At 57.4% G+C, this 24648-nt stretch carries 27 protein-coding genes; 11 read left to right on the top strand and 16 right to left on the bottom strand.

What is annotated here, in order from left to right:
* From PMI35_RS25995 to PMI35_RS26005, 3 genes are all read right to left on the bottom strand, one after another.
* The coding region (locus tag PMI35_RS25995; protein ID WP_008056135.1) for a DUF2937 family protein at window positions 1-534 on the bottom strand (534 nt) is incomplete at its 3' end.
* Window positions 535-546: 12 nt separating this feature from the next.
* On the bottom strand, window positions 547-1323 hold the full coding sequence (locus PMI35_RS26000; protein ID WP_008056134.1) for a class II glutamine amidotransferase: 777 nt from the start codon (window positions 1321-1323) through the stop codon (window positions 547-549).
* Between the two features lie 33 nt (window positions 1324-1356).
* Window positions 1357-1854 (bottom strand): hypothetical protein, encoded by a 498-nt coding sequence (locus PMI35_RS26005; protein ID WP_008056132.1) that lies wholly within the window; start codon window positions 1852-1854, stop codon window positions 1357-1359.
* 214 nt (window positions 1855-2068) lie between these two features.
* Here PMI35_RS26005 and PMI35_RS26010 point away from each other — a divergent pair, with 214 nt between their 5' ends.
* On the top strand, window positions 2069-4123 hold the full coding sequence (locus PMI35_RS26010) for a S9 family peptidase (protein ID WP_008056129.1): 2055 nt from the start codon (window positions 2069-2071) through the stop codon (window positions 4121-4123).
* 216 nt (window positions 4124-4339) lie between these two features.
* Window positions 4340-4813 (top strand): cyclic nucleotide-binding domain-containing protein, encoded by a 474-nt coding sequence (locus PMI35_RS26015; protein ID WP_008056128.1) that lies wholly within the window; start codon window positions 4340-4342, stop codon window positions 4811-4813.
* On the opposite strand, the gene PMI35_RS26020 is transcribed toward PMI35_RS26015, so the two are convergent.
* The gene (locus PMI35_RS26020; RefSeq protein ID WP_008056127.1) at window positions 4810-5100 is read right to left on the bottom strand and encodes a hypothetical protein; all 291 of its coding nucleotides are present in this window, start codon (window positions 5098-5100) and stop codon (window positions 4810-4812) included. The two genes, PMI35_RS26015 and PMI35_RS26020, sit on opposite strands and share 4 nt — an antisense overlap.
* Before the next feature lie 95 nt (window positions 5101-5195).
* Here PMI35_RS26020 and PMI35_RS26025 point away from each other — a divergent pair, with 95 nt between their 5' ends.
* From PMI35_RS26025 to PMI35_RS26040, 4 genes are all read left to right on the top strand, one after another.
* A complete protein-coding gene (locus PMI35_RS26025) occupies window positions 5196-5882 on the top strand; it encodes a spermidine synthase (RefSeq protein ID WP_008056126.1) in 687 nt (228 codons plus the stop codon).
* Between the two features lie 48 nt (window positions 5883-5930).
* On the top strand, window positions 5931-6302 hold the full coding sequence (locus PMI35_RS26030) for a YajD family HNH nuclease (RefSeq protein ID WP_007944009.1): 372 nt from the start codon (window positions 5931-5933) through the stop codon (window positions 6300-6302).
* Between the two features lie 198 nt (window positions 6303-6500).
* The gene (locus PMI35_RS26035) at window positions 6501-6971 is read left to right on the top strand and encodes an RNA methyltransferase (protein WP_007911337.1); all 471 of its coding nucleotides are present in this window, start codon (window positions 6501-6503) and stop codon (window positions 6969-6971) included.
* Between the two features lie 80 nt (window positions 6972-7051).
* Window positions 7052-7423 carry a YgaP family membrane protein gene (locus PMI35_RS26040; RefSeq protein ID WP_008056125.1) on the top strand — a complete coding sequence of 124 codons (372 nt, stop codon included), beginning with the start codon at window positions 7052-7054 and terminating at the stop codon, window positions 7421-7423.
* A gap of 85 nt (window positions 7424-7508) precedes the next feature.
* On the opposite strand, the gene PMI35_RS26045 is transcribed toward PMI35_RS26040, so the two are convergent.
* On the bottom strand, window positions 7509-8741 hold the full coding sequence (locus PMI35_RS26045) for a hypothetical protein (RefSeq protein WP_008056120.1): 1233 nt from the start codon (window positions 8739-8741) through the stop codon (window positions 7509-7511).
* 20 nt (window positions 8742-8761) lie between these two features.
* A complete protein-coding gene (locus tag PMI35_RS26050) occupies window positions 8762-9211 on the bottom strand; it encodes a YcgN family cysteine cluster protein (RefSeq protein ID WP_008056118.1) in 450 nt (149 codons plus the stop codon).
* A 164-nt stretch (window positions 9212-9375) separates the two neighbouring features.
* On the opposite strand from PMI35_RS26050, the gene PMI35_RS26055 reads away from it, so the two are divergent.
* On the top strand, window positions 9376-9969 hold the full coding sequence (locus PMI35_RS26055; RefSeq protein ID WP_008056117.1) for a nitroreductase family protein: 594 nt from the start codon (window positions 9376-9378) through the stop codon (window positions 9967-9969).
* 57 nt (window positions 9970-10026) lie between these two features.
* Here the strand turns inward: PMI35_RS26055 and PMI35_RS26060 are convergent, their stop codons facing one another.
* The 7 genes from PMI35_RS26060 to PMI35_RS26090 form a co-directional block, all read right to left on the bottom strand.
* Complete coding sequence (locus tag PMI35_RS26060; RefSeq protein ID WP_008056112.1) at window positions 10027-10959, bottom strand: D-2-hydroxyacid dehydrogenase; 933 nt, start codon at window positions 10957-10959, stop codon at window positions 10027-10029.
* A 120-nt stretch (window positions 10960-11079) separates the two neighbouring features.
* Entirely contained in the window at window positions 11080-11373 is a 294-nt protein-coding gene (locus PMI35_RS26065) for a YcgL domain-containing protein (RefSeq protein ID WP_008056110.1), read from the bottom strand.
* A complete protein-coding gene (gene rnd / locus PMI35_RS26070; RefSeq protein WP_008056108.1) occupies window positions 11370-12503 on the bottom strand; it encodes a ribonuclease D in 1134 nt (377 codons plus the stop codon). Before rnd ends, PMI35_RS26065 begins: the two co-directional genes overlap by 4 nt.
* Before the next feature lie 123 nt (window positions 12504-12626).
* Window positions 12627-13289, bottom strand: coding sequence for a class I SAM-dependent methyltransferase (locus tag PMI35_RS26075; protein WP_008056107.1), 663 nt, complete (start codon window positions 13287-13289; stop codon window positions 12627-12629).
* Window positions 13290-13354: 65 nt separating this feature from the next.
* Window positions 13355-15004 carry a phosphoethanolamine transferase gene (locus PMI35_RS26080; RefSeq protein ID WP_008056106.1) on the bottom strand — a complete coding sequence of 550 codons (1650 nt, stop codon included), beginning with the start codon at window positions 15002-15004 and terminating at the stop codon, window positions 13355-13357.
* Window positions 15005-15292: 288 nt separating this feature from the next.
* Complete coding sequence (locus PMI35_RS26085; protein ID WP_008056105.1) at window positions 15293-15658, bottom strand: 5-carboxymethyl-2-hydroxymuconate Delta-isomerase; 366 nt, start codon at window positions 15656-15658, stop codon at window positions 15293-15295.
* Window positions 15659-15714: 56 nt separating this feature from the next.
* A complete protein-coding gene (locus PMI35_RS26090) occupies window positions 15715-16641 on the bottom strand; it encodes a LysR substrate-binding domain-containing protein (RefSeq protein WP_008056103.1) in 927 nt (308 codons plus the stop codon).
* 276 nt (window positions 16642-16917) lie between these two features.
* On the opposite strand from PMI35_RS26090, the gene PMI35_RS26095 reads away from it, so the two are divergent.
* Window positions 16918-17130 (top strand): hypothetical protein, encoded by a 213-nt coding sequence (locus tag PMI35_RS26095; protein ID WP_008056101.1) that lies wholly within the window; start codon window positions 16918-16920, stop codon window positions 17128-17130.
* Window positions 17131-17350: 220 nt separating this feature from the next.
* Here the strand turns inward: PMI35_RS26095 and PMI35_RS26100 are convergent, their stop codons facing one another.
* The 3 genes from PMI35_RS26100 to PMI35_RS26110 all read right to left on the bottom strand — a co-directional run bounded on the left by PMI35_RS26100 (window position 17351) and on the right by PMI35_RS26110 (window position 20783).
* A complete protein-coding gene (locus PMI35_RS26100) occupies window positions 17351-17638 on the bottom strand; it encodes a hypothetical protein (protein WP_008056099.1) in 288 nt (95 codons plus the stop codon).
* A 746-nt stretch (window positions 17639-18384) separates the two neighbouring features.
* A complete protein-coding gene (locus PMI35_RS26105; RefSeq protein WP_008056097.1) occupies window positions 18385-19659 on the bottom strand; it encodes a hypothetical protein in 1275 nt (424 codons plus the stop codon).
* A gap of 578 nt (window positions 19660-20237) precedes the next feature.
* Entirely contained in the window at window positions 20238-20783 is a 546-nt protein-coding gene (locus tag PMI35_RS26110; protein WP_157295576.1) for an NMCC_0638 family (lipo)protein, read from the bottom strand.
* A 241-nt stretch (window positions 20784-21024) separates the two neighbouring features.
* Here PMI35_RS26110 and PMI35_RS26115 point away from each other — a divergent pair, with 241 nt between their 5' ends.
* The 3 genes from PMI35_RS26115 (at window position 21025) to PMI35_RS26125 (ending at window position 24322) form a co-directional block, all read left to right on the top strand.
* Entirely contained in the window at window positions 21025-22395 is a 1371-nt protein-coding gene (locus PMI35_RS26115) for a hypothetical protein (protein WP_238543147.1), read from the top strand.
* A gap of 465 nt (window positions 22396-22860) precedes the next feature.
* Window positions 22861-23589, top strand: a complete 729-nt coding sequence (locus PMI35_RS26120; RefSeq protein ID WP_008056094.1) for a hypothetical protein — start codon at window positions 22861-22863, stop codon at window positions 23587-23589.
* 22 nt (window positions 23590-23611) lie between these two features.
* A complete protein-coding gene (locus PMI35_RS26125; protein ID WP_008056092.1) occupies window positions 23612-24322 on the top strand; it encodes an SOS response-associated peptidase family protein in 711 nt (236 codons plus the stop codon).
* Window positions 24323-24648: the final 326 nt, after the last annotated feature.

The raw sequence follows: 24648 nt of genomic DNA, 5'->3' as shown, positions 1-24648 counted from the left end.
GCGCAAATCCCGCTCTTCGATCGGCCGGCTCTGGCGCAGGCGCTTGCCGCCCAGCACCACCCAATCGATCAGGCGGAACAGGCACTCGATCCCGAACGACAGCAGCAACGCGCCGCTCATGCCCCAGATCATCGCCTCCGGGGTCAACAGGATCTGGTAGCTGTAGCCGTTCCAGGTTTCCTTGCGAATGTCCGGATCCGCGGCCAGCACCACTTGCAGGAAGCGGATGTACCACGGCCCTTGCATGGCCTGGAATTGCTTGTCCAACGCCACCTGGCGAGTCAGCAGGTTGCCCAGGCTGTCGGCGTCGCTGCGAAAGATCGGGTCTTCACTGGCGCGATAGTGGGCGACCAGGGCCTGCATGTCGCCCTTGAAGAATTGATTGGCGGTGTTCTGAAACCCGCTCAGCCCGGCCTGCGCTTCAATCAGGTGCGCTTCGACCCGCTTGGCGTAATCATTGATGAACCCCGGCACCTGGACACCGATCAACAGGCCCGCCGCAAACAACACCAGCCGTAGATAACTGAGCAACATGGGGGAAGATCCTTATTCGGTGCGGCCCTGACTGACGCATTCACCGCGTCGCCACAGGCTCCATTGGCCTGGCTCGTAGCGGGTCCAGGTTTCATTTTCGGTCAAGGGCTCGGTGGCGATCACCGTGACCACATCGTTGGGCGTGGTTTCGGCCTGGAAGTCGACGATCACATCGACGTCCTTCAGGCGTGCCGGGCCGAACGGGGCACGACGGGTGATCTGCGCCAGTTTGGTCGAGCAATAGCAGAACAGCCAGTCGCCATCGCTGAGCAGGCAGTTGAACACGCCCTTGCTGCGATACTCGGCGCAGGCAGCGACCAGGTCCGGCAGCAGTTCTTCGACCTCCACGGGCTCGGGAAACGCGGCCCGCACGCGGTTGAGCAAGTCACAGAACGCCGCTTCGCTGTCGGTATCGCCAACGGGGCGGTAGAAACTGGCGGTGGGCTGCAGATCCGCCAACTGGCCATTATGGGCGAAGCACCAGTTACGCCCCCACAACTCGCGCACGAACGGATGGGTGTTGGAAAGGCAGACCTTGCCGACGTTGGCCTGGCGGATATGCCCGATCACCACTTCGCTCTTGATCGGGTAGCGTTGCACCAGGTTCGCGACTTCCGACTCGCAGCTCGCCGCCGGGTCCTGGAACAGGCGCAAACCCCGGCCTTCGTAGAAAGCGATGCCCCAACCGTCCCGGTGCGGCCCGGTACGCCCACCGCGCTGCATCAGCCCGGTGAAGCTGAACACGATATCGGTCGGGACATTGGCGCTCATGCCCAATAACTCACACATGCTCGAACTCTCGCTTCTATGGCAGGGGCACGGTTACAGACGGGGTTCGACGCGCATCCGCTGGGGATTGCCCGGCACCGGCGGACGGCCGTAGCGATCGTCGCCGGCGCCGCCGAAGGGGTGATCCTCTTCCGGCTCGTCGGCACGGATCGCGGCCTGGGCGGCGGCGGCCTGTTCCTTGCGGGCCCGGGCACCACGTTCAAGGGCGAAACGAATCGCCACGAACACCAGGTAGATGCCGAAAGCGATCATGCCGTACATGAACAGATCGGAAATCGCCCGCCACGCGTTGTTGCCGACCTTGAACAACAGGTCAAGGGCGGTGATGGCAATGGCCGGGGCCACTTTTTCCTTCACCGGGTCGATGATGGTCGGGCTGAACAGCAGCACCGCCACCAGCAGGCGCAGGGGTTCGCGCAGCCAACGCCACATCCAGCGGGTGATGCGCATCCACACCAGCAGGCAGCCCAAAGCGGCAAAGGCGTAGAGGCCCCAAGCGATCAGATAGTCGTTCTCGGTCATGGTGTCCATGGCAAGGCAGGCAAAGAGGCGCTTATGATAACGGCTTTTCGTCCATCAGGCTGCTTCAATGCCAGTCGGACCTGACACAGAACCTGTGGGAGCGAGCCTGCTCGCGATGAGGTCGGTACATTCAACATCCATGTTGACGGTCAGTCCGCCATCGCGAGCAGGCTCGCTCCCACAGGTTATCAACCCCGTTTCGTACATTGTTCGAGAGCCATTAATGTCCTTATCCGCGAACGCCATCACGCCACCGATTGCCCGCAAGGCCGAAGGATCCGACCCGTACGCCTGGCTGCAGGAGCGCGACAGCGCTGCGGTGCTCGACTACCTGAAGGCTGAAAACCATTATCAGGAAGCGCAAACCGCCGATCAGGCCGGGTTGCGTGAAACCCTGTTCGAGGAGATCAAGGGCCGGATTCTCGAAACCGACCTGTCCCTGCCCTCGCCCTGGGGCCCCTACCTGTACTACACGCGCACCACCGCGGGTGACGAATACGCCCGCCACTACCGCTGCCCGCGCCCGGCCGACGACAGCCTGGTACTCGACGAAAGCCAGGAACAACTGCTGCTGGACCCTAACGAACTGGCCAAAGGCGGCTTCTTTTCCCTTGGCGCATTCAGCATCAGCCCCGATCACCAGCGCCTGGCCTACAGCATCGATTCCACGGGCGACGAAATCTACACGCTGTTCGTCAAGGAGTTGTCCGACGGTCGCGTCAGTGAACTGGAGTTCCAGGACTGCGATGGCAGCATGACCTGGGCCAACGACAGCCTGACCCTGTTTTTCGGCGAGCTGGACGACACCCATCGCCCGCACAAGCTGTTGCGCTATCGCCTGGACGGCACGGCGGCCGAAGAAGTGTTCCATGAAACGGACGGCCGCTTCTTCATGCACTGCTACCGTTCGAGCTCCGAACAGCAATTGCTGCTGTCCGTGGGCAGCAAGACCACCAGCGAAGTCTGGGTGCTCGACGCCAACCTGCCACAACTGCCCTTCACCTGCGTAGCGCCCCGGGTGGAAAACCATGAGTACGACGTTGACCACGGCGCGCTCGATGGCCAATGGACCTGGTTCATCCGCACCAATCGCGACGGCATCAATTTTGCCCTGTACACCGCTGTCGATCGCGGCGTGGCGCCAGCCGAGGCCGACTGGCAGAGCCTGATCCCCCACAGCGACACGGTGATGATCGATGGCATGAGCCTGAATGCCGGCGCCATGACCCTGAGCCTGCGGGTTGGCGGTTTGCCGGTGATCGAGGTTCACCCCCAGGACCTGCCGAGCTATCGGGTGCAACTGCCGGACGCGGCCTACAGCCTGCACGTGCAGAACAGCCTGGAATTCGTCAGCGAGCGGATTCGCCTGCGCTACGAAGCGTTGAACCGTCCGGCGCAGATCCGCCAGCTGGAACTGGTCAGCGGCGAGCAGAAAGTGCTCAAGCAAACCCCGGTGCTTGGCCCGTTCGACGCCGACGCCTACGTCAGCCAGCGCCTGTGGGCAACGGCGCCCGATGGCACGCAAGTGCCGATCAGCCTGGTGGTAAAGCGCGAATCACTCGGCAAGCCGGTGCCCCTCTACCTGTACGGCTACGGCGCCTATGGCGAAAGCCTCGACCCGTGGTTCTCCCACGCCCGCCTGAGCCTGCTCGATCGCGGCATGGCGTTCGCCATCGCTCACGTGCGCGGCGGCGGTGAACTGGGCGAAGCCTGGTATCGCGCCGGCAAGCAGGAGCACAAGCAGAACACCTTCAGCGACTTCATCGCCTGCGCCGAACACCTGATCGCCAATGGCCTGACCACCGCGCCACAGCTGGCAATCAGCGGCGGCAGTGCCGGTGGCCTGCTGATCGGGGCGGTGCTCAACCAGCGCCCGCAACTGTTTGGCGCGGCGATTGCCGAAGTGCCGTTCGTCGACGTGCTCAACACCATGCTCGACCCGGAGCTGCCATTGACCGTCACGGAATACGACGAGTGGGGCAATCCTCAAGAGCCGGACGTTCATGAGCGGATCAAGGCCTACGCGCCTTACGAAAACGTCACCGCGCAAGCCTATCCGCCGATGCTGGTGATCGCCGGCTACAACGACAGCCGCGTGCAGTACTGGGAAGCGGCCAAATGGGTGGCGAAATTGCGCGCCACCAAGACCGACAACAATCCGCTGCTGCTCAAGACCGAACTGGGCGCCGGGCATGGCGGGATGAGCGGTCGTTACCAGGGATTACGTGACGTGGCGCTCGAATATGCATTTTTGTTCAAGGTATTGGGTGTTGCCTGAGGAACTTGGCTGGGTGTGCGGGTCTTAATTCCGGATACAGGAAGCCGATACAACACTGATCCCCTGTAGGAGCGAGCCTGCTCGCGATGAAGGCGGCACATTCAACAATTATGCTGGATATGCCACCGCCATCGCGAGCAGGCTCGCTCCTACAGGGGGATTGTGGTGATTTCAAAATCGAGCCCGAAACAGACACAACAATAAAGATTGCCCGACATGTCAGAACCCACTCTATTGAACAACGAAATTCGCAACTGGCTGATGGACTGCGGTCTGTTCAACCAACTGCAACCGGCGGAATTCGCCGCTGCCTCGGGCTATTTCAACCTCAGCACCATTGCCCAGGGCGAAGAGATTTTCCACGAGGGTGATGCCGGCAGCTTCATGTGCATCATCCACACCGGCCAGGTGGCAGTGCAGAAGACCGCCAGCGACGGCCAACAGGTGACGATCGCGACGCTGCGCAGCGGTCGCTCGTTCGGCGAAATGGCCGTGCTCGACGGCGAACGACGCTCGGCCAGTTGCGTGGCCGCGAGCAACTGCCAGTTGCTCAACCTGGGCAAGGATTCGCTGGAAAAGATGCTCAACGACGCCCCGAAAATCGCTGCCAAGATCATCCGCGCCCTCGCCGTCTCGCTCTCCAGGCGCTTGCGCATGGTTGATGGGCAATTGCTGTCGCAACAGGTTTAACCGCCAGGCGACTTGACCTTCGGCGGGTTCTGCTCGATCCCTGGTACGGGCTGGTCCTTGGTCGGTGGGCTTGGCATCTCGATCGGTACCAACGGCGGGCCGCCACTACCCGGGCCCACTTTCGGCAACGGTACCGGACTGATTTGCGGATACGGCGTGGGCGTTGCGGTGCCCGGTGAACCGGGCATTGGCGCGGGACTGGTCGGCGTGGTCTGCAGCTGCTGGGCCGACACTGCAGTTATCGAGAGCGCGGCCAGGGCAATGGCCGTTAGAATGGTGCGCTTCATCAATGGCTCCGTTGGCCTGGTAGTCATTTGCAGGCTACTCCCAACTGCGCCCGTTTGCCTTCCCCTGTGCTGCCATTTTTCCTCAAGTGAGCCCCATGAAACGTTTTGTTCTGCTCGATACCGCCCCCATTCCCGAGAACGGCGGTGCCCTGTGCCTGTTCGAGTACGGCGAGGATTTCGTCATCAAGATCCAGGGCGGTGACGGCGGGCAATTGATGAATACGCGCATGCACGGCTCCGAGGATGCCCTGGCCGAGATCCCCTGCCGCAAGGTCGCGGGCCGTGCGAACTCGCGGGTGTTGATCGGGGGACTGGGCATGGGTTTCACCCTCGCTTCGGCGCTCAAGCACCTGGGCAAATCCGCGCAAGTGGTGGTCGCCGAACTGGTGCCCGGTGTGGTGGAGTGGAACCGCGGGCCGCTGGGCGAAAAAGCCGGCAACCCGCTGCAGGACCCGCGCACGGTGATCCGCCTGGAAGACGTGGCCAAGGTCCTGCAGGCAGAGCCGCAAGGTTTCGATGCGATCATGCTCGACGTCGACAACGGCCCCGAAGGCCTGACCCAGAGAGCCAACAGCTGGCTCTACTCCGCCGGGGGCTTGGGCGCCTGCGCCAAGGCCCTGCGCCCCAAGGGCGTGCTGGCGGTCTGGTCGGCCAGCGCAGACCGGCAGTTTTCCGACAAACTGAAAAAAGCCGGTTTCAAGGCCGAGGAAGTGCAGGTCTTCGCCCACGGCAACAAGGGCACCCGCCACACCATCTGGATTGCCGAGAAGCTCAAGGGCTGAGCTAAACTGCGTGTATACCGTCATTAGTCATTCAACAAAGGTGAACCCATGAGTTCGTCCACCCCGACCAACACCTCCAAGCTGGACCGCATCCTCGCCGACAACCAGCGCGACAAGGAAATGGGCTACCGCGACAAGGCCCTGAAGATGTATCCGCACGTGTGCGGCCGCTGCGCCCGTGAATTCTCCGGCAAGCGCTTGAGCGAGCTGACCGTGCATCACCGCGACCACAACCACGACAACAACCCCCAGGACGGCTCGAACTGGGAATTGTTGTGCCTGTACTGCCACGATAACGAACACTCGCGTTATACCGACCAGCAGTATTTCGGCGAGGGCTCGCTGAGCACGCCGAAAATCGCCAAGGCGACGCATAATCCGTTTGCGGCGTTGGCTGGCCTGATGAAGAAGGAAGACTGAAGACCTTCATTGCCTGACCCGGCCCCATCGCCAGCAGGCTGGCTCCCACAGTGATCGAGGTGGCCAGACTGGCGCCGATCACAGTGTGGGAGCCAGCCTGCTGGCGATGGCGGCCGCGCCTGCACCGCCAATCTCTGATCTGACCGCAGCTCCCCAAACCCCGTATAATCGCGCTTTTTTCCCAAAGGCACCCCGCTCGTGGCAGACAAACGGTACAGCTGCATTGGTTTGTATAACCCCAAATCACCGGAGAACGTCGGTTCGGTGATGCGCGCCGCAGGCTGTTATGGCGTGGCGTCGGTGTTCTACACCGGCAAGCGCTATGAGCGCGCCGCCGACTTCGTCACCGATACCAAGCGCGTCCATTACGACATCCCGCTGATCGGCATCGACGACCTGAAGAAAATCCTGCCCCTCAATTGCGTACCCGTTGCCGTTGAACTGGTCGAAGGTGCCCGCCCGTTGCCGGAATACACCCACCCGGACCGCGCGCTGTACATCTTCGGCCCGGAAGACGGCTCGCTGGACAAAGAGATCCGAGACTGGTGCGAAGACGTGGTCTACATCCCGACCACCGGCTGCATGAACCTGGCCGCGACGGTCAACGTCGTGCTCTATGACCGCATGGCCAAGGGCCTCAACACCCGCTCGGGGCCGAAATTCCGCTGAATCGCATCACATCCGATGGAACAAGTGAGGTGCTGCGGCAGTCACCTAATCTATCCATTACCCAAGCCTGGAGTCAGATCATGAGCGAACTCAAACGCGTAGAGCGCATCGAATCCACCCCTTTCCAGAGCTCTTCCGAGCAGAACGTCCATGGCTGGGAACGCATCGGCTCACTGGCGGGCGGCGTAGTGATGGTCGGCAAGGGTTTGCGTCGCGGCGGCCTGTTCGGCCTGATTCAGGTGGCCATCGGCGGTGTGGCCCTGGCCCGCGGCATCACCGGGCACAGCTCGGCGAAAAGCCTGCTGGAAAAAAGCCGTCAGGACATGAACAACGTGCGGGCGAAGATCGAGCGTGCGGGGGAAGAGTTGAAGACGCTGAAAGCCAATGCCGAAGCGGCGACCAAAACCGCCACCGTTACCGGGAATGATTCGTTGAAGTCGCCGAAACCTTAAAGCAAAAGATCGCAGCCTGCGGCAGCTCCTACAGGGTGTACGCCCCCCAATGTAGGAGCTGCCGCAGGCTGCGATCTTTTGATCTTTATTGAAGCAATTCGGTATCGAGGACTTTGGAAGACTCGCCAATCACGCTCTCACTCAGCTGCACGAATTCCTTGGTATCAATGCTCCCCAGACGCATCGCCCCACGCATCACATCATCCAGCGAACGCTTGTTGCGGGTCTTCAGGCGAATCTCGCGATCAAGCTCCTGCAGCAACAGCACCGCCTTGGCCACCTGCGCAGCATTGATCTGCTCGCCGCGCAAACTGGTGACTTTCTGGCTGTCCTTGACCATCTTCCTGTGCAGGTCCTCATACCGCTCGTCGCTCATACCGCCGGCCCGGCGCACCAGCTCGATGGCGTAGTACTCGGCAAACCCTTCGCTGATCCAGTCGCTGCGCTGCTGGTCGTTGATCCGGCCGAATACCTGCGCCAACTCGCGCACCAACGCGCTCGTGCCGCTTTCACTGACCAGCGGCAGGCGGGCATTCAGGTAGATCGATTCATGCGCCGACAGGCTGCCGCGCCACATCGGATCGTTGGCGCCGACAATCAACAACTTGGTCGGGTGACGAGGAAACACGGCTTGCACCTGCGGCCAGACAAACGTCAGCAGCGTCAGCACGTCCATGCGCCGCATGCCCTGGCCTCGTGGCGAGGTGACAGTGACTTCGGTTTCGCCCAACCGGGCGCGCCGGCTACCGAGGTGACCGGCCAGCATCCAGCCCGTGGGCCGGTCGAACAATCGGGAAACATTATCGATGCGAAACTTGTTCTTGCCGATGCGCGGCCAGGCGGTTTCCACGCTTTGCCAGCCATTGGGCAACTCGAATTCAAGGCGTGACACCAGCTCGATGCCGTCCTGCTGATCGAGTTTGGCGGCCGGCACCAGATCGTCGCCGCGCATCAGCGCCCAGGCCGGGGTCATGCGGGTGTCGAAGCTGCCGCTCTTGCGGCCATGGCTGATGCGTACTCGGTAGGTCAGGCTGGACTTGTCGGGGGCTGGACGCCAGACACCACGGGCCTGCTTGCCTTCGGTCAGCTGCCATTGGCCGTCGGCCTTGAAATCGCTGTAGTGGCTGCCGTCGCCGAGGTCGAAATCCAGGCTGCGCACCGCCGAGCCCTGGGCCAGGGTCAGGCGCACCTCGGCCTGATCGCTTTGCGGCAAGAGGCGCACGTGGTAATCCAGATCAACCTTCTTCGTCGCCGCCCACACGGGAGCACTCAGGGTCAATAACCCAACGGCCAGCGCCCGCCGCCATCCCACAGCCATACACACTCCTTTGTAAAACCTTAACCCGCGCGGAAGATCAGATGGTCTTCCCAATCTTCTTCAGCCACGCTGCCTTCGGCCAGCATGCGCCCGGACTGGGAAATACGTTCGTGGTGCACCGCGTCGCGATCACCGCACACCAGGTGATGCCACAACGGCAGGTCCTTGCCCTCGCTGACCAGGCGATAGCCGCAGGTCGGTGGCAACCATTTGAACTCGTCGGCCTTGCCCGGTGTGAGCTGGATGCAGTCCGGCACCGACGCCCGACGGTTGGGGTAATCGCTGCACTGGCAGGTTTTCAAGTCCAGCAGTTTGCAGGCGATGCGCGTGTAATAGACGCTGTTGTCGTCTTCGTCTTCGAGCTTTTGCAGGCAGCACAGGCCACAGCCATCGCACAGCGATTCCCATTCCTCCTGATCGAGTTGATCGAGGGTTTTGCGTATCCAGAACGGTTCTACTTTGGCGGCCATGGTTCGAGCATCGACATCAGGTGGTGAAAAGGCCGCCAGTCTAGTGCCCGCAGCCCCGCGGGCCAAGCATTGGCGACTGTCGGTAGAACACGCTTGTCAGTTATTGCGCCGCCAAGTAGGGTTTTGCGTCGCTCCCACCTTCAAACGTAGCAAGGAATCTCTTGATGAGTGCAAATCCACGCATTGCCGATTACGCCATCCACCCGCAGTTTACCGATCGCTGGTCGCCGCGCGCCTTCACCGGCGAAACCATTCCTGAAGCAACCCTGCTGAGCTTCTTCGAAGCCGCGCGTTGGGCACCGTCGGCGTACAACTCGCAGCCTTGGCGGTTTCTCTATGCGCGTCGCGATACGCCGAACTGGGAGCGTTACCTGGGCCTGCTGAACGAATTCAACCGCAGCTGGGCGCAACACGCCTCGGCCTTGGTGATCGTGATCTCGAAAACCACCTTCACCGCGCCTGGCGCCTCCGAAGAAACCCCGGCGCTGTGGCACACGTTCGACACCGGTTCCGCCTGGGGTCACCTGGCGCTGCAAGCCAGCATCAGTGGCTGGCATACCCATGGCATGGCCGGTTTCGATCAGGAACTGACCCGCAAGGAGCTGAACATTCCTGAAGGCTACGCACTGCATGCAGCCGTGGCAGTCGGCAAGCTGGGAGATAAAGCGACGCTGGCGGAATACCTGCAAGCGCGTGAAGAGCCAAGCCCGCGGCGGCCGTTGAACGAACTCGCCGCTGAAGGCGATTTCACCCTCTAAGCCGTGCTGAACCCGATCGTTCCCACGCTCTGCGTGGGAACGATCGGGTTCAGCAGCTCAATACCCGCGATTGAAATCCACTTCCCCGCGCAACGCTTCACCGGCCTGATACGCCCGCAAGTTCTCGACAAACAGATTCACCATCAGCGGTGGCGAGGTCGGTGCCGAACTGTGACCCGTCAGCAGCAGGCCAAAAGCCGTCCAGAACGGATGACGTTGCGGTAGCGGCTCCTGGCGACAGACGTCGATCACAGCGCCCACCAGATGCCCTTCCTTCAAGGCCTCCACCAGATCCGCATCCACCACCGCCACACCGCGCCCGACGTTGATGAACAACCCGCTCGGCTTGAACTGCTTGAACAGCGCCGCATCGTAAATATCGTGGGTGTTCGGGGTATTTGGCAGCAGATTGACCACGTAATCCACTTCACCGACCAATCGTGGCAGATCCGCCAGCGAGCCGACTTCGATAAAAGGTGCCTGCTCACGGACCTCACTGGCGATGCCATACAGCTGCACACCAAAGGGTACGAGGAATTGCGCCACCGTCTGCCCGATATCACCGGTACCGACGATCAATACCTTGCGCCCCGCCAGGCTCTGGCCATGACGGCTGTCCCATTTGCGCTCGACCTGGCTGACCAGCCGTGCCAGCACCTCGCGTTCGTGGCCGAGCATGTAGGTGAGTACATACTCGGCCATGACCTGGCCGAAAATTCCCACTGCGCGGGTCAGGCGATAGTGCCGAGGCAAGCCATCGGCCAACAGCGGCGTGATCCCGGCCCAGGTCGATTGCAGCCATTGCGGCTGATGCCCCTGACGCAACAGGGTCGCGAGCAAATCGGGTTGGCCGAGCCAGACCGGGCAATCGGCGGCCAGACGCGCCAGTTCGGCGGAATCGCCGCTGGTCAGTACTTCCACGTCGGGCGCCGCCTCTTGCAACAGTTGGGCGTAGACGGGGTGGTCGTGTTCAGCAATCAGAACGCGCATGCTTCAAACCTTTCGAAAAACCGTGCAGACGGCCGCCGACAGAGTCCTGCTCCGTCGTTGCGGCCCTCGCCAAAATCATTCCAGTGCTCTTCAAGGCCCTGAACAGAGCCTGCCTGTCGATCACATGGGGTCGTTGCGTCGCAGCAATTCTTCCGGCAAGTGCTCGATGTATTCGTCTTCCGCTGGCGGCATTTGCAGGTGATAGCCCTGCTTTTCGAGGTTGTCCAGCACGACGGTGATGTCCTCGCGCGACAGTTTGCGCTCGGGGCTCAACACCAGGTCGAACGCGTGGATGGCTTTGCCGAAGGCGACCATCAAGGGTTCCGGTACACGCTCCAGAGCATCGCTCTTGAGCACATAGAGGTACATCTCGTTTCTTTTCGAACTGCGATAGATGGAGCAAATACGTTTCAAGGCTGTTCTCCGGCGGTGGCCAGGCTATCGAGCAGCGCCTGGCCCATCAATTCGCGGCGCCAGCCACGCAGCGAATCAGGCAATTGGTAGGGACCATTGGGGAAGCCGCTCTTGAGCAGCGCTTCCAGGGTTTTCTTGCGCAGCATCAGCTCAGGCGCGATGTTCAGGCGCTCGGCTTCGGCCTGACCGATGGCCTTGAGCCGCTTGAGCAGCACGGCGGCGTCCACCGGCAACGGCTCAGGCACGGCGGGCGGCCATTGCTCTGGAGACACACTGCCAGAGCGCTTGATCAGATCAAGCAGGAATTCGCCGTCCTGACGCACGGTACGCGGGTGCATGTCTTCGATTTTCGCCAATGCGCCGAGGTTGTCCGGTTGCGTGCGCGCCAGCGGCCACAGCGAATGCTCGCGGATGATGCGGTTGCGCGGCAGGTCACGGGCACGCGCCTCTTGCTCGCGCCAGGCGCAGAGTTCACGCAACACGGCGAGCTGCGCGCGGGACAGCTTCCAGGCCAGCTTGGCGTCGCGATAGACCTCGAACGGGTCGATTTCGCGGCGCAGGTTGGCCACCAGCTCCGCACCGTCTTCCAGGACCCAGGCGTATTTGTCATCCGACAATTGCGGACGCAACTTGACGAAAACTTCCGCCAGGTGCACGGCGTCTTCGGCGGCGTAGCTGATCTGGGTCTCGGAAAGAGGGCGTTGCAGCCAGTCGGAACGGGTTTCACCCTTGGGCAGGTCGATCCCCAGCACTTCCTGCACCAGCCGCGAATAGCCCATGGAGAAACCCAGGTTCAGGTAAGCGGCGGCCAGTTGCGTATCGAACAGCGGTGCCGGCAAGCTGCCGGTCAGGCGCAGCAGGACTTCGAGGTCTTCGCTGCACGCATGGACAACCTTGACCACCGCCGGATTTTCCAGCAAGGCGGCCAGTGGCTGCCAGTTGTCGATGGTCAGCGGATCGATCAGGTAGGCACGTTCGCCATCGCCGACCTGCAGCAGGCCTGCGATCGGGTAGAAGGTGTCGACCCGCATGAATTCGGTGTCGAGGGCAACGAACGGCAGCTGCTGCCACTCGGTGCAAAACCGACCGAGGCTATCGTTGTCGCGAATCCAGTGAATATCGATGGCCACACGGCTCTCCCTTGAAGAATGGCGCGCAGTATATATCGCCACCGACGATTTCCGCGCATCCACTGAACAAGAGCTTTAGCGAAAATGCCTGCCTGACTGTAAGAATAGTCGGACAAACATGGCCTAACCGACCTTACCCAGCACGTAAACCCGCCTCGGGGTACGACCGGGCAGAAAATCCTGATGGCTTAGCACGCGCAATCCCGCCCGCTTGAACTCAGCCTCGACCTGGGTCTTGCTGACCAGTGGCCCAGCCGCCGCCCCCTGCCCGTCGGTGCACCCTCCATTGAAACGGCCACCGACCCGCACCGCCACAATCACCGTATCGCGACTGACGCGGTAAAACTCGCCCAACATCGCTAAACGGAGCTCGGGACAGGTTATGTGCTGAAACAACTGCATGCAAAAAATGCAGTCAACCGCATTCACAGGCAAGCCAATGTTGAAGGCTGAGCTTTGAAAGGTCCTGACTCGCTGCATCAGGCTCTGCGGATGGTGGGTCCGGGCATGTTCGAGAATAGCCTGGGACGGATCCATCGCGAGGATCACCCGGTTCGCCCGCTCGCCCAGCACCGACCAGAAGCGCCCCACCCCGCAAGCCACATCGAGTATCAAGCCCGGCTCGCCGGCAACCTTGAGCGCCCGGCGCACCATTTGCTCGTCACGCCAGAGCGCCAGGCGCTCGCCCACCCCTTGCGCTCGCGGCTGCAGGCAGACGCGGGCGTGCTCCTGGTCATAATGCCGGGCGAACTCGAGCTCGATGGCGCTGGGGGTCTGAACAGGCATGTGCAAGGGCTCTTGAGCGTAGATGTGCCGGCCGCAGGCCGTCGTGGGAACAGAGGTCGCAGCACTCAATCTTTGGCCAGTACGCCGTCGATCGCCGCCCTGCGGCACCCGGAAAACATATCCAGGTCCTGGTTATAAACCTTGCTGTTGACCTCCAGCAGTCCCAGCATCGAATGGAACAGGTTGTCCTGGCTCAAGGGCTTTTCACGACTCAGCTGCAGGCAATGAGTGTCCACCGAGAACGACTTCTGATAGCTGTCAGAGAACCAGGCCAGCATCGCCACATGTTTCTGTTGCTCCGGTGCCAGCATGTAAGGGGTGCCGTGGAGGAACAGGTTGTATTCGCCCAGGGACTCGCCGTGGTCCGACAGATACAGCATCGCGGTATCGACTTTGTCCTGGTTGCTGCGCAACAGATCGATCAGGGTCGACAGCACATGGTCGGTGTACACCAGCGTGTTGTCATAGCCATTGATGATGCTTTCGCGACTGCAGTTGTTCAGCGCGTTACTTTGGCAGACCGGAGTAAAGCGCTCGAACTCCTTCGGATAACGTTTGTAGTACTCCGGACCGTGACTGCCCATCTGGTGCAGTACCAGTACCGTGTCTTTGTCCAGTTTATCGATGAAATGCTGCAAGCCTTGCAGCAGTATTTCATCGCGGCATTCGCTGTTGGCGCAGAGCACCGGGTCTTTCAGATTGCTGACGTCGTCGAGGGTGACGCGATCGCAGGTACCCTTGCAGCCAGACTGGTTATCACGCCAGATCACATCCAGGCCCGCACGCTTGAGCACATCGAGCAGGCCTTCTTCGTTCTTGGCCTTGCTCGCGTTGTAATCCTTGCGCCCCATGTTCGAGAACATGCAGGGCACCGACACCGCCGTTTCAGTGCCGCAAGATTTCACATCGGTGAACGCGATCAGCCCGGCTTCCTTTTCCAGTTTGGGCGTGGTGTCGCGGTTGTAGCCGAGCACACCAAAGTTCTCTGCCCGGGCACTCTCACCCACCACCAGCACCGTCAGGGACTTGCGACCATGGTTTTGCCAGGCAGAATTGCGTTGCGCATCTTCACCGATTTTGACAAAGGGCTGGCGTGCTGACACGACCTGCTCGCGCAAGTAACCGGCAAAGGCACCCACGTAGTTACTCGGAACCACCATCAGGCGCAGTTCATGGTGATTGCGAAACAGCGAGGACAGGCCTTGATAATTCACCAGCGCGACACCACCAATGACCGCCGCCGAAGCAACAGTCACGAGCACCTTACTTAATAACTCACGGTGCCAGCGGCGATAACTAACCGGGGTTTTCCACAACAACCAGCACGGCAGAACACCGAGGAAAACAATATACGCAAGTAACTTGAATGACAGTAAGTCGCGCACTTCCGTGGCATTGGTTTGGGCGAAGTTGCGTAACATGCCGATGTCGATCAATACGCCATATTGCCCCATGAAATAAGCCACGCCCGCACTGATCATGAACAACAGGGTCAACACGGGTTTCAGCACAGGCCGGAATGCCAGCAGGGTCAGGATGATGTTGAAGGCCGCGAAGATCATCGCCCCGAACGCCACGCGCATGACGATGCCTTTACCGTCAGCCGCAGTGATCTCGAAGAGGTGCTGCCACAATACAAAATTGAAGGCAGTCAATAAAAAGGCGCTGGCAATCAGTGTCACCCATTCCGGGCGCACGGCTTTAATCTTCAACATGGTGAAAGGCTTATCCCTGAAAAGAAGTGCCCTCGATAAATGTGAAAATTTCATTTATCGCGACAACACTAACTTTAGGCAGCCGACCATCAATTTTTCGTGAAAAAGAAGCCAACGATTAGTTACCAGCCTTACACTCGATGAAACTTTCTACTTATTTGAGAATGGTTCAGGTCTTGTTCAGCAAGATTGGGGGCTGAATGACACAGGAGCGTCTTATAGGGGCAAACTTGTCACTTGCGCGAGCAAGTGATAGAGGCCTGCATCGAAACGAATACGGCCTGAAACTCAGGTGCCGACGGTGACCTTGGCATAGGATTCCCGATCGATGTCGAGAATCTCCACGCACAACTGCACCTCCACCCCCGCCGGCCATTGGCATAGATCCTTGACCACTGCCAGCAGACTTTCCGACAGCTGCTTCTTGATCTCTGCGGAGCGACCGCTCAGCACGGCCAGTTTCACATGCACGAACGCCCGCTCTGCCAATGCCGTGCCGACCTTGAACGTCTCGACCTTCACCGCGCGACTCTTGATATCCAATTCGGCACCGAACTGACCGGACCCCACCAGCGTATTGTTCAGGCGCATCAACGCCACATCGGCGTTCAGGGCAGGCAGGTTGGCGGTGTATTCCAAGTGCAGGTGAGGCATGGCATAACTCCTGTAGATCGGCGCAAATTCTTACATATAGCACAGCGCTGCGTTGCTCACTGGGGCAGCGACAACAGATTGCGCTCGCCCATGAAGGCCTCTAGCCGTGAGCGCAGCCAGCGTTCGGCAGGGTCGCTGTCGACATGGCTGAGCCAGACCATGGACAACTCGAGGGTCGGTGTCTTGAAGGGAAACGGCTCCTTGAATAACTGACCGGACGCCGCCATGGCCTCTGCGGCGTAATCCGGCAGGCTGGCAATCAGGTCGGTCCCGGCGAGCAAGGCCGGCAACGAACTGTATTGCGGCACCGAAAGCACCACCTGGCGCGTGCGGCCGATCGCTGCCAGCCAGTCGTCAGCAAAACCACTGACGTTGGCAATATGGGACACCAGCACATGGGGGCGCGAGCAGTACTCATCCACCGTCAGCGGTGTATCGCTGGCATCGGCTCGTAATACGCAGGGGTGGATGTGCCGCAACAACTTGCGCTTGGCATTGGCTGGCAGGCCACGGGTCTGGCTGACGCCGACCGTTATGTCGCCAGACGCCAGCAAGTCGGGAATGCGCCAGTAATCGACATTCTGCACCACGAACACCACCTTCGGCGCTTCCTGGCGCAACGCCCGCAGCAACGGCGGCAACAGGCCGAACTCGACATCGTCGGACATCCCGATGCGAAAGGTCATGGTGCTGCTGGCCGGGTCGAATTCATGGGTCAGACTCAACGCCACCGACAATGAATCCAGCGCCGGCGACAAGTGCCGAAAAATCTCTTCAGCCCGCGCCGTGGGCTCCATGCGATGGCCGACGCGTATGAACAACGGATCGTTGAACATGGTACGCAAGCGGTTGAGCGCCGAACTGATGGTCGGCTGACCGAGAAACAGCTTCTTCGCCACCTTGGTGACGTTGCGTTCCAGCATCAGCGCTTCAAACACCACCATCAGGTTGATGTCGGCCTTGCGTAGCTCGTTGCGATTCATCCACTGACCCCGCACTCAAAAACAACCGACAGTTTAGGGAGTTGTAACAATCGGCGTCTACGCGACTGAACGAATGCCTGGAGGGATTTGTGGTTAATGCCAACAGGCGCACGTGTTGGGCCCTACTTAGCCTCCCCTGTCGAAGGAAGAGGCAAACATCGCGACACAGTCCAACGGATGATAAAGCAGCGCAATTAATCCAGTATTTTCCTGCGTCATCCAAACCGGATGACGGGAGCACTTCCGCTCAATTCAAATATCGCAAGGAAGCAATACATGACTACCGATCTGAAACAACACCTGGAAACCGCCAATCAGTACATCGGCCGCCAATACAACGAGGAGCTACGCGCAGAACTCGCCAACAAGACCGGCCTGGCAGTACGCCCGAGGGGCAACGGGTTCATCATGACCAAGGATTACAACCCAGCACGAATCAACTTGCTGGTTGAGAACGAAATCATCACCCACGCCACCATGGGTAATTGATTGGCCCTGCGTCTCCCGTGCGATTAAAACCCTGAAAGTTTTTTGCACAAAAAAAAAAGCCCCGTAACTTTTCAGCTACGGGGCTTTTTCTATGTAATGGCGGAGAGATAGGGATTCGAACCCCTTCCGGTGTCTTCATAGGCCGGTGCAGGCCATTAGATATGGGGGAATCATGCGGCGCCATCAGCCTGTAGCGGTGCGCAGCGGCCTGTAATCTGCCCTAAATATGCCCTAGCTCGGGGAGCGCCGTCGCTATCAACTGAAAGACAAAACCAATGACCATCAGTGTCAGAGCCAATTGGGATGCAATCTGATATCTCTTCTTTCGTTTTCGCGCATCCTCTTCATGGTCGCCTACTGTTCTTCCGTCTGGCATTGGGTTCTCACTTTCAAGAGCTATCCCGATACTGTCTTGATGGGACGGCTGGGGAAATCCAAAGAAAAACACCATCGCCACGCCGATAATGTTGAGCGTTAATCCAATAATGTTTAAGTATTGCGCAGTCATTGCCCACACCTCATATCCAAGAGACAGACACTATAGCCACAAGCCATCACCCACACGCCGATTGTGTTGGAGTACCAAAGCAAAAAAGCCCTACGACCCCGTAAATAAAGGGCCGCAGGGCTTTTTTGACATCAGATGTTATTTGTTCATTTGGCATTAAATGGCATGAGTAGGCGTACGGCTTCACCATCCAGTGAGGAAGCAGTTTGGGAGGACCGACTTTTTCAACAGAATCGGCTGATAGCTGACCTTCGCGGTAGGCAGCTAAACGGCGATTCTGTTGAAAACGTCGGTTTTTCCAGACTGGCCCCATGCTGACCGCTGAAAACGCCTTTTTTGCACGTCGCTACGCGAAATCTGAGCCCCGACTCCTCTGCTCAAGGTAAAAATTTCAATCTCAGGCGCGTACTTTTCTGCCGAAAAAACCATGGCCGACTTTTTCAACAGAATCCGGCCAAAGCGGACACTCATGAACGATCGCTTCCGACGCAGACCCGCCACTGGTGGAAAGCAGTACCGACCATATCAGACAGCCACTGCGGTGAGTGGCCGGTTGGTATCTGCCTTTCGGAGCGACTCACCCTCACGGAGGACGTCGTCCAGTCTGTTAAAAAATTATCTTTGAAAGAAACTACTGACGTAAGTTACACCAATTAAATCTTGACAGAAAACGCAGCTTATAAATCAATTAAGTACATCAAAGATAGGCTGCCAGCTCAATGCTTCACTGTGATATGCGTTTAAGTCTATAGGTGTAGTTTCCTGCTGCCTGCAATTAACACCTGTTGCGCAACGTATTTTATCAATTCAATATCATGCTGCATTAAATCGGCCTCTTTGGAAAAAGGCAAAAGCAACTCAATATCAGAGTCGCGAGAGTCAGACTTGGTATGAACAATTTTGCATCGCAACTCATAGATCCTTCTTGCAACTTCCCCCTTTAACTCACTATCCACACTAGATATGCTTAGCTTAGAATTTACCAACTTAGATTTTGAAGATAAGAAGCTGGTGCGTTCCTCATTCTCACTCAAGAAGCTCCTCAAGTCTCCATCATCAAGACACTCATCAATTGTCGCTTTTAACTGTGTGCGCTCATCACCAAACGCTCCGCTTCGAGATACCTGTATCGCACTAAGCAATCGAGATATATCAGAATCTTTCTCAGCGCGAAACGTAGGATTTTTTAAAATAGACTTTAATCTTCGGTGAGCTTCAGACTGAGAGTAAATAGGATAATAAAATTCTACAACTTGATAATAGGCCAGATACTGAAGAAGGGGCATCCCGCTCGCGCTGCGTGCATACCAATATAAAGACAGTGGAGCATGATCGAACTCTCTGTCCGGAAATTTCACATCGAGGGGTATGGTAGCTTGGCGATCCTCGCGCTTATGATGTCGCGTCCTTTGCCTTTTCACAATCAATGCCATACCAGTTATCAGCTCTATTTGAAAAAGAAGTGACCCACTCACTTTCTGAATAAGATCCAGCACTGAATCATGCTTCTTCGCTTGGACGCCTGAAACTTTCATTGTCACGGTGCGAGGTGTTGCATATTCATAGATGGCATTAAAAACTGGACTTGCCAAACCTATCTCAACACTTAATCCACTGGCACTCTCGACCTTTATTGGGTCAACTTTATTTGCTTCTCGCCAACTTACACCGAACAGCTTCTCAATAAAGGTCGCTGCGCTCGCAGCTCCAGCCTCTATAACCATTATCTCGACTAGTCCCTTTTCGTAACTGCAGATAGCTTCCAGACCTGATAAGAAGTTGTAATCCTCAAATGGAATACTTAGAATCTGGGGTAGTTTGTTATGATCGAAAATCTCTAACTCTCGCAGCTCCCTCCCGCACTTAAGGGATATGCTAAGGCCCGTGTGCCCCTCATATCGCCCACTATAGTCTAGATCCTTTAGCGGGATACCTGCAGCCTCACATCGCTCTGCAAGAGCCTCTTTATATGTTTCAAACTTCCCGACAGGCAATTTCCAGAATGAGTAAGAATTAGACACTTGAGATCCTCTAAGAACGGTCAACTGCGGCACGATAGCATAGCGCCGTGTGAATTGAGCCGTACATGCAGAGCCTCGGCATCCTTTGCTGGATTGTCCCAAATGAGAGCCGATCCAGCGGACCCTAAGACGGGCACAATTATTACGTCTCCAGCCTCAGTGGCAGGCAGCACTTTTTCGCAGGGCTCGCCGCGTAGTAATAGTTCTTACGGCCCGGGTAGCGCTAAGGCGTCGCAAAAGTCACCACAGCTGCAGACCGAGAGCTGAGTCGGCAAGGCTGATTTCACGACAGAGTTGCCAGCGGACCGCAATCGACCGATTCTGTTGAAAAAGTCGGCCATGGTTTCCACCGCAGAAAAGTACGCGCTCGAGGTTGAATTCTTTACTTTGAGCAGAGGACTCCGGGCTCGGATTTCGCGTAGCTGCGCGCAAAAATGGCATTTTCAGCAGTCAGTGCGCGGGCAGTCTGGAAGGACCGACTTTTTCAACACATCGACCCTTTGCCGGTCAGCATTGGATAAAAAAGGATGACTGCTGCTTCTCGTTGCGGTGCAATCCTTTGAACGCAGTGGTTGCTTCTATTGGCTGATGATTGCTGCTGAACCAAGCACTTGAAGTTGTGCGGATTCAGATGCGGTGGTGGTGATGGTAAACAACATTTTTCGTGTCGCGCTTGGAACTGACCATTCGTAGGAAAGGGTTTGAGTTTGTCCATTTGAGGGCGATTGCGTTTGCTCGTTTTTTACCAGTGTTGAGGTAAATGGAGGGGGCGGATTTGCGACCATTCCAGTGAACAGCTTGATAGCGGTCTCCGTACTTGCCCTGCGGACATGTAAGGCACAAAAATTCTTGCCGCTAGGAAGCGTCAACACAAACGTTCCGTACTTGTCTGGAACAGACCACGCGTCGCCAGGATCACCTGCCAGAAACAGCACCGCCTTTTCGGGAGGAAGGCTAGGGATTGGCCTGAGCTTTTCTCGGAGTGCTTCCAGATTTGGAAGGTTCTTCATGCAAAGCGATGCGTAAATTTTGGCGAACGAGTTGGCTTGGTCATCACCTTCGCTGGCAAGGCAAGCATTCGTACCTAGAGTGAACATGAGTAAAGTGGCGAAAATTCTGGACATGCGAAAACACCTCTTTTGCACGCTGCTACGCGAAATCCGAGTACTGAACCTTCTGCGCAAAATGCAGATTTCAATCTCAGGCGCGTACTTTTCTGCAGTGGAAACCGAAGTCGACTTTTTCAACAAAATCAGCCATGAGCGGACACTCAGGGATGCGTGCCTTCGACCAATTGGCTGCCCCTCGTCAAGCGCAATGTTATAATGCTTCCCATGAACGATCACCGACCTGAGGAGGGCATAAGTGACTAATTTCGTATTTTCACGTAGAGCGATGCAAGCTCGCATCAATGGCCTTTCGAATACCCTTAGCCACTCGCAGCTCACGGCAATCATCAGTAGACTCAACGCTACTGATGCCACCCGGCTTCATGTAATGTGGGAGCTAGTAATATTACATGCACTCTCCCAGGCGGGAGACCTCAAACACGAGCAGGCGTTGCCAAATGGACGTTGCCCTGACATCCGCTGGACGATAAACAAGCAAGACGGCGACGAACTAACGATTGTCGGCGACATCACCACAATATCAGATGAGGGGCTTGACGCTCAGAACCCCCTTAAATATATAAGTAAAGAAATTGCCAGGCTTGCATCTAAGTTTGGAGTGCACCCCGGAAATTTCTGGATAGATGTGCGCGGAGAAACCACAGGGCCTCGTCATAGAAGCAAAATGCGGCTGATGCTACCTGAAAAATCTGAGATAACTGGCTTCATCAAAACAGAGCTTGAACCATGGTTTTATAGTATCAGAGATGCCCCCACAATAAAATCCAGATTTGAAAGCAACGAAAATAACAATAACTTTAAAATCATTTACGATCCAAACTGGAAAAATGGTGGTGGCAGCCACACTAGCTACACTGTAGCAACGTCAAAAACCATCAACCCCTTATTTAGCGCACTCAAACATAAAGTTAAGCAGTTAAACGGAGCTCCAGATGACTCTCTTCGTATCATCATCGCCTGTGATGGCGGTTGCGATTTGATTAGAAACGGAAATCTTGGGAAATCGCATTACACCTATAGTGCGCGGGAAGTCGCAGAAGACTTTCTTCGCCAGAACAGTAGTATTGATGCTGTATTGCTAGTCACCGTAGATGCCCAACATCACCCCTTTGGCACTCCAACAACTTACCAGATGAGCTACGAGCTAGTCTGTGCTCCCCTTCTGGCACGCTCTCACCGAGCCACGAATGAATCAATCGAATCACTGACCGCAGCGTTGCATGTCGCGCTACCAAACCTACCGAGGCCATTACGCCCCGCCTACCATTCTGCTTCGCTGCTCAACACTCCAGGCGTAGGATCCGATCAATTAGGTGGTTATTCTATGCAAGGCAATAAGATCACAATCTCATCTAGAGGGCTACTTAGACTTCTCGCAGGGGAGATATCCACTCAAGAGTTCATTCGAGCACACGGATGGAATGAATCGGCGAACCACGCGAACCCCTTCGCCAATCATCTCAAAAATGGACTCATGATCAGCAACCTTGCCGTAACTAGCGATATGGACTCCGATGACGACAAGATCACCTTTACAATAGATAAGTTTGACGTGGCCGCAGCTCCTTTCATTTTTCCGAGCAAAGACGACGCGGGCAAGACATAACGGAAAAACTTCATCGACGGAGCTCACTTAGCAAACTAAAATTGGCGAAGTAACAGATCATTACGAGTACGCCTGTCTGGACGGCTGGATGGCGCAATCCACTGGGCAAATTTGATCGACAAAACTCCTGTGATGCATTGCGCGCCGAAGTACTGGCAGCATTGAAAACCTGGGTAAAACTGTCGGTGGGACCGGAAACCGACCCACCCTAACGGCACAAAATTCCGGTTAGAAGGAAACCTCACCACGTCGGACCACGCTTTGGCGTACGGGTGAAGAGTGGATTGCTCGCGAGGGGGCCTGAGTGAAATCAACCGGCGCGTGTTCGCTTGGGCTATAAGTGGCGCTGACGTAGCGACGAGCTAACAGATGAGTTGAAGCGGCTATTGGTCAACTGCCCCTCGCTTGAAGGCCAGACCTATATTACTGTACATATACACAGTACCTGCACAGCGAACCCTTCCCATGAATTTCGACCAGGCTAAAGCGCTCAGGCTTCAGCAGTGGCGCTCGATCCTCGACGACCACGACTTTCGTCTGCAAAACCCGGAAGCTCACCGGCAAACCCTCCACTCAATGAGCGCTACGTTGCTGAGCGAAGGATTGATCGACGTGCTGCAGCAGTTCGACATGAACGAGATGGGGAACGCGGCCTACTGGCACGCGGTGGAAGAACTGCACAGCGCCCCCGCCCGCTACTGTAGCGCGTCTTCCTATGAGGTGGTGTGTGGCACCCACGCGACGCCGCTTGGGCGGATTTCGCGATCAATTTTTTATGCCGAGCGTGCATTGGCCAGCGCTGCCCGATTCGCTTACGACGGCAAGGTTTATCAGGAGGTGGCCGGAACCCATCTGGTGTTCAATCCGTCCGGCACCGTGGCCACCATCACCGGGCTGACCTTGACCCTGCCGGATGGACAGCAATACAACCTCGTCGAAACCGGCCGTATGATCGACGGTCGGGCCGTCGAGCCCATTGACGATCCGGACATCTATCGCGCGCTTGTGGACGTCGCGCAAGTGGCCGAGGAACGTCGTGACGTGACCGTGTTTGAAAAGCTCAGGCCATTGATCGACCTTGCCCGATTTCGCCTCTGCCCCGCGTGCCACGATCGTTTCGCGCCGCGTGAAGACTGCCCAACCTGCGCTGGCCGAGGGTTTGTAACGAAGGCGTTAGCCATGGGTCTACCCTGAAGAGACAACAGGAGAACCGGCCATGTGTGGACGCCTATCCCAGTACCGCAGCATTCACGACTTCGTCGCGGCGCTCATCATGCCAAATGCTTTGCTCAACTATGTCGGCGACCAGCCTGTCGAACGCTACAACGCCGCGCCGACCGCTCAGCTAGCCCTCCTTCACCGCGAGGGTGAATACCTGCGCGCTGATATGGTTCGTTGGGGATGGCGCCCGCACTGGGCCAAAGACCATGCCGCGCCAATCAACGCCCGGGTGGAGAATGTCGCCCATGGCCCGTTCTTCAAAGCCATCTGGCCGCTCCGGGCCATCATCGCGATCGACAACTGGTTTGAGTGGGTTTATGAAGGCGGCCCGAAAAAGCAGCCCTACCTGATCCGCCATCGTAACCGTTCGCCAATCCTCTGCGCTGCGATAGGTCAGAATCCGATCGGCGAACATGAGCCAGGCGAGCATGACGGTTTTTTCATCATCACCGCCGACAGCGCCGGCGGTATGGTCGACATTCATGATCGACGCCCCGTCGCGCTATCACCGGAACTGGCTCAGGAATGGCTCGATCCGGCAACGCCCAAGGAGCGCGCCGAACAAATAGTACTGCTTCAGGGAGAGCCAACCGAGGCGTTCGAGTGGTTCAACGTGGACCACGCGATAGGCAATGTACGCAATCAAGGACCCGATTTAATTGAGCCTATCGGGCAAGTCACTGGAGGTGACAAAAAGGGCCGGTAAACCGTTAAACCGTTAAACCGTTAAAGCGTTAAAGCGTTAAAGCGTTAAAGCGTTAAAGCGTTAAATCGTTAAATCGTTAAATCGTTAAATCGTTAAATCGTTAAAGCGTCAAATCGTTAAATCGTTAAATCGTTAAATCGCTAAATCGCTAAATCGCTAAATCGCTAAATCGCTAATCGCTTCAGCGTTACTTCGCCGGTGAATGACACCCTATCAATATCGATTCAACTTACTGTTTGAGTCCGCTTTCCGGAGCACCCCACATACACCGCTGCCCCATTCCCCAGGAATGGGGCAGCGGTGTACACCCATAACCCGGGGGCAAA

Source organism: Pseudomonas sp. GM78 (assembly GCF_000282475.1).
Classification (GTDB): domain Bacteria; phylum Pseudomonadota; class Gammaproteobacteria; order Pseudomonadales; family Pseudomonadaceae; genus Aquipseudomonas.
Note: the sequence above shows the minus strand (reverse complement) of the source record. Positions and strands in the feature narration are given on the sequence as shown.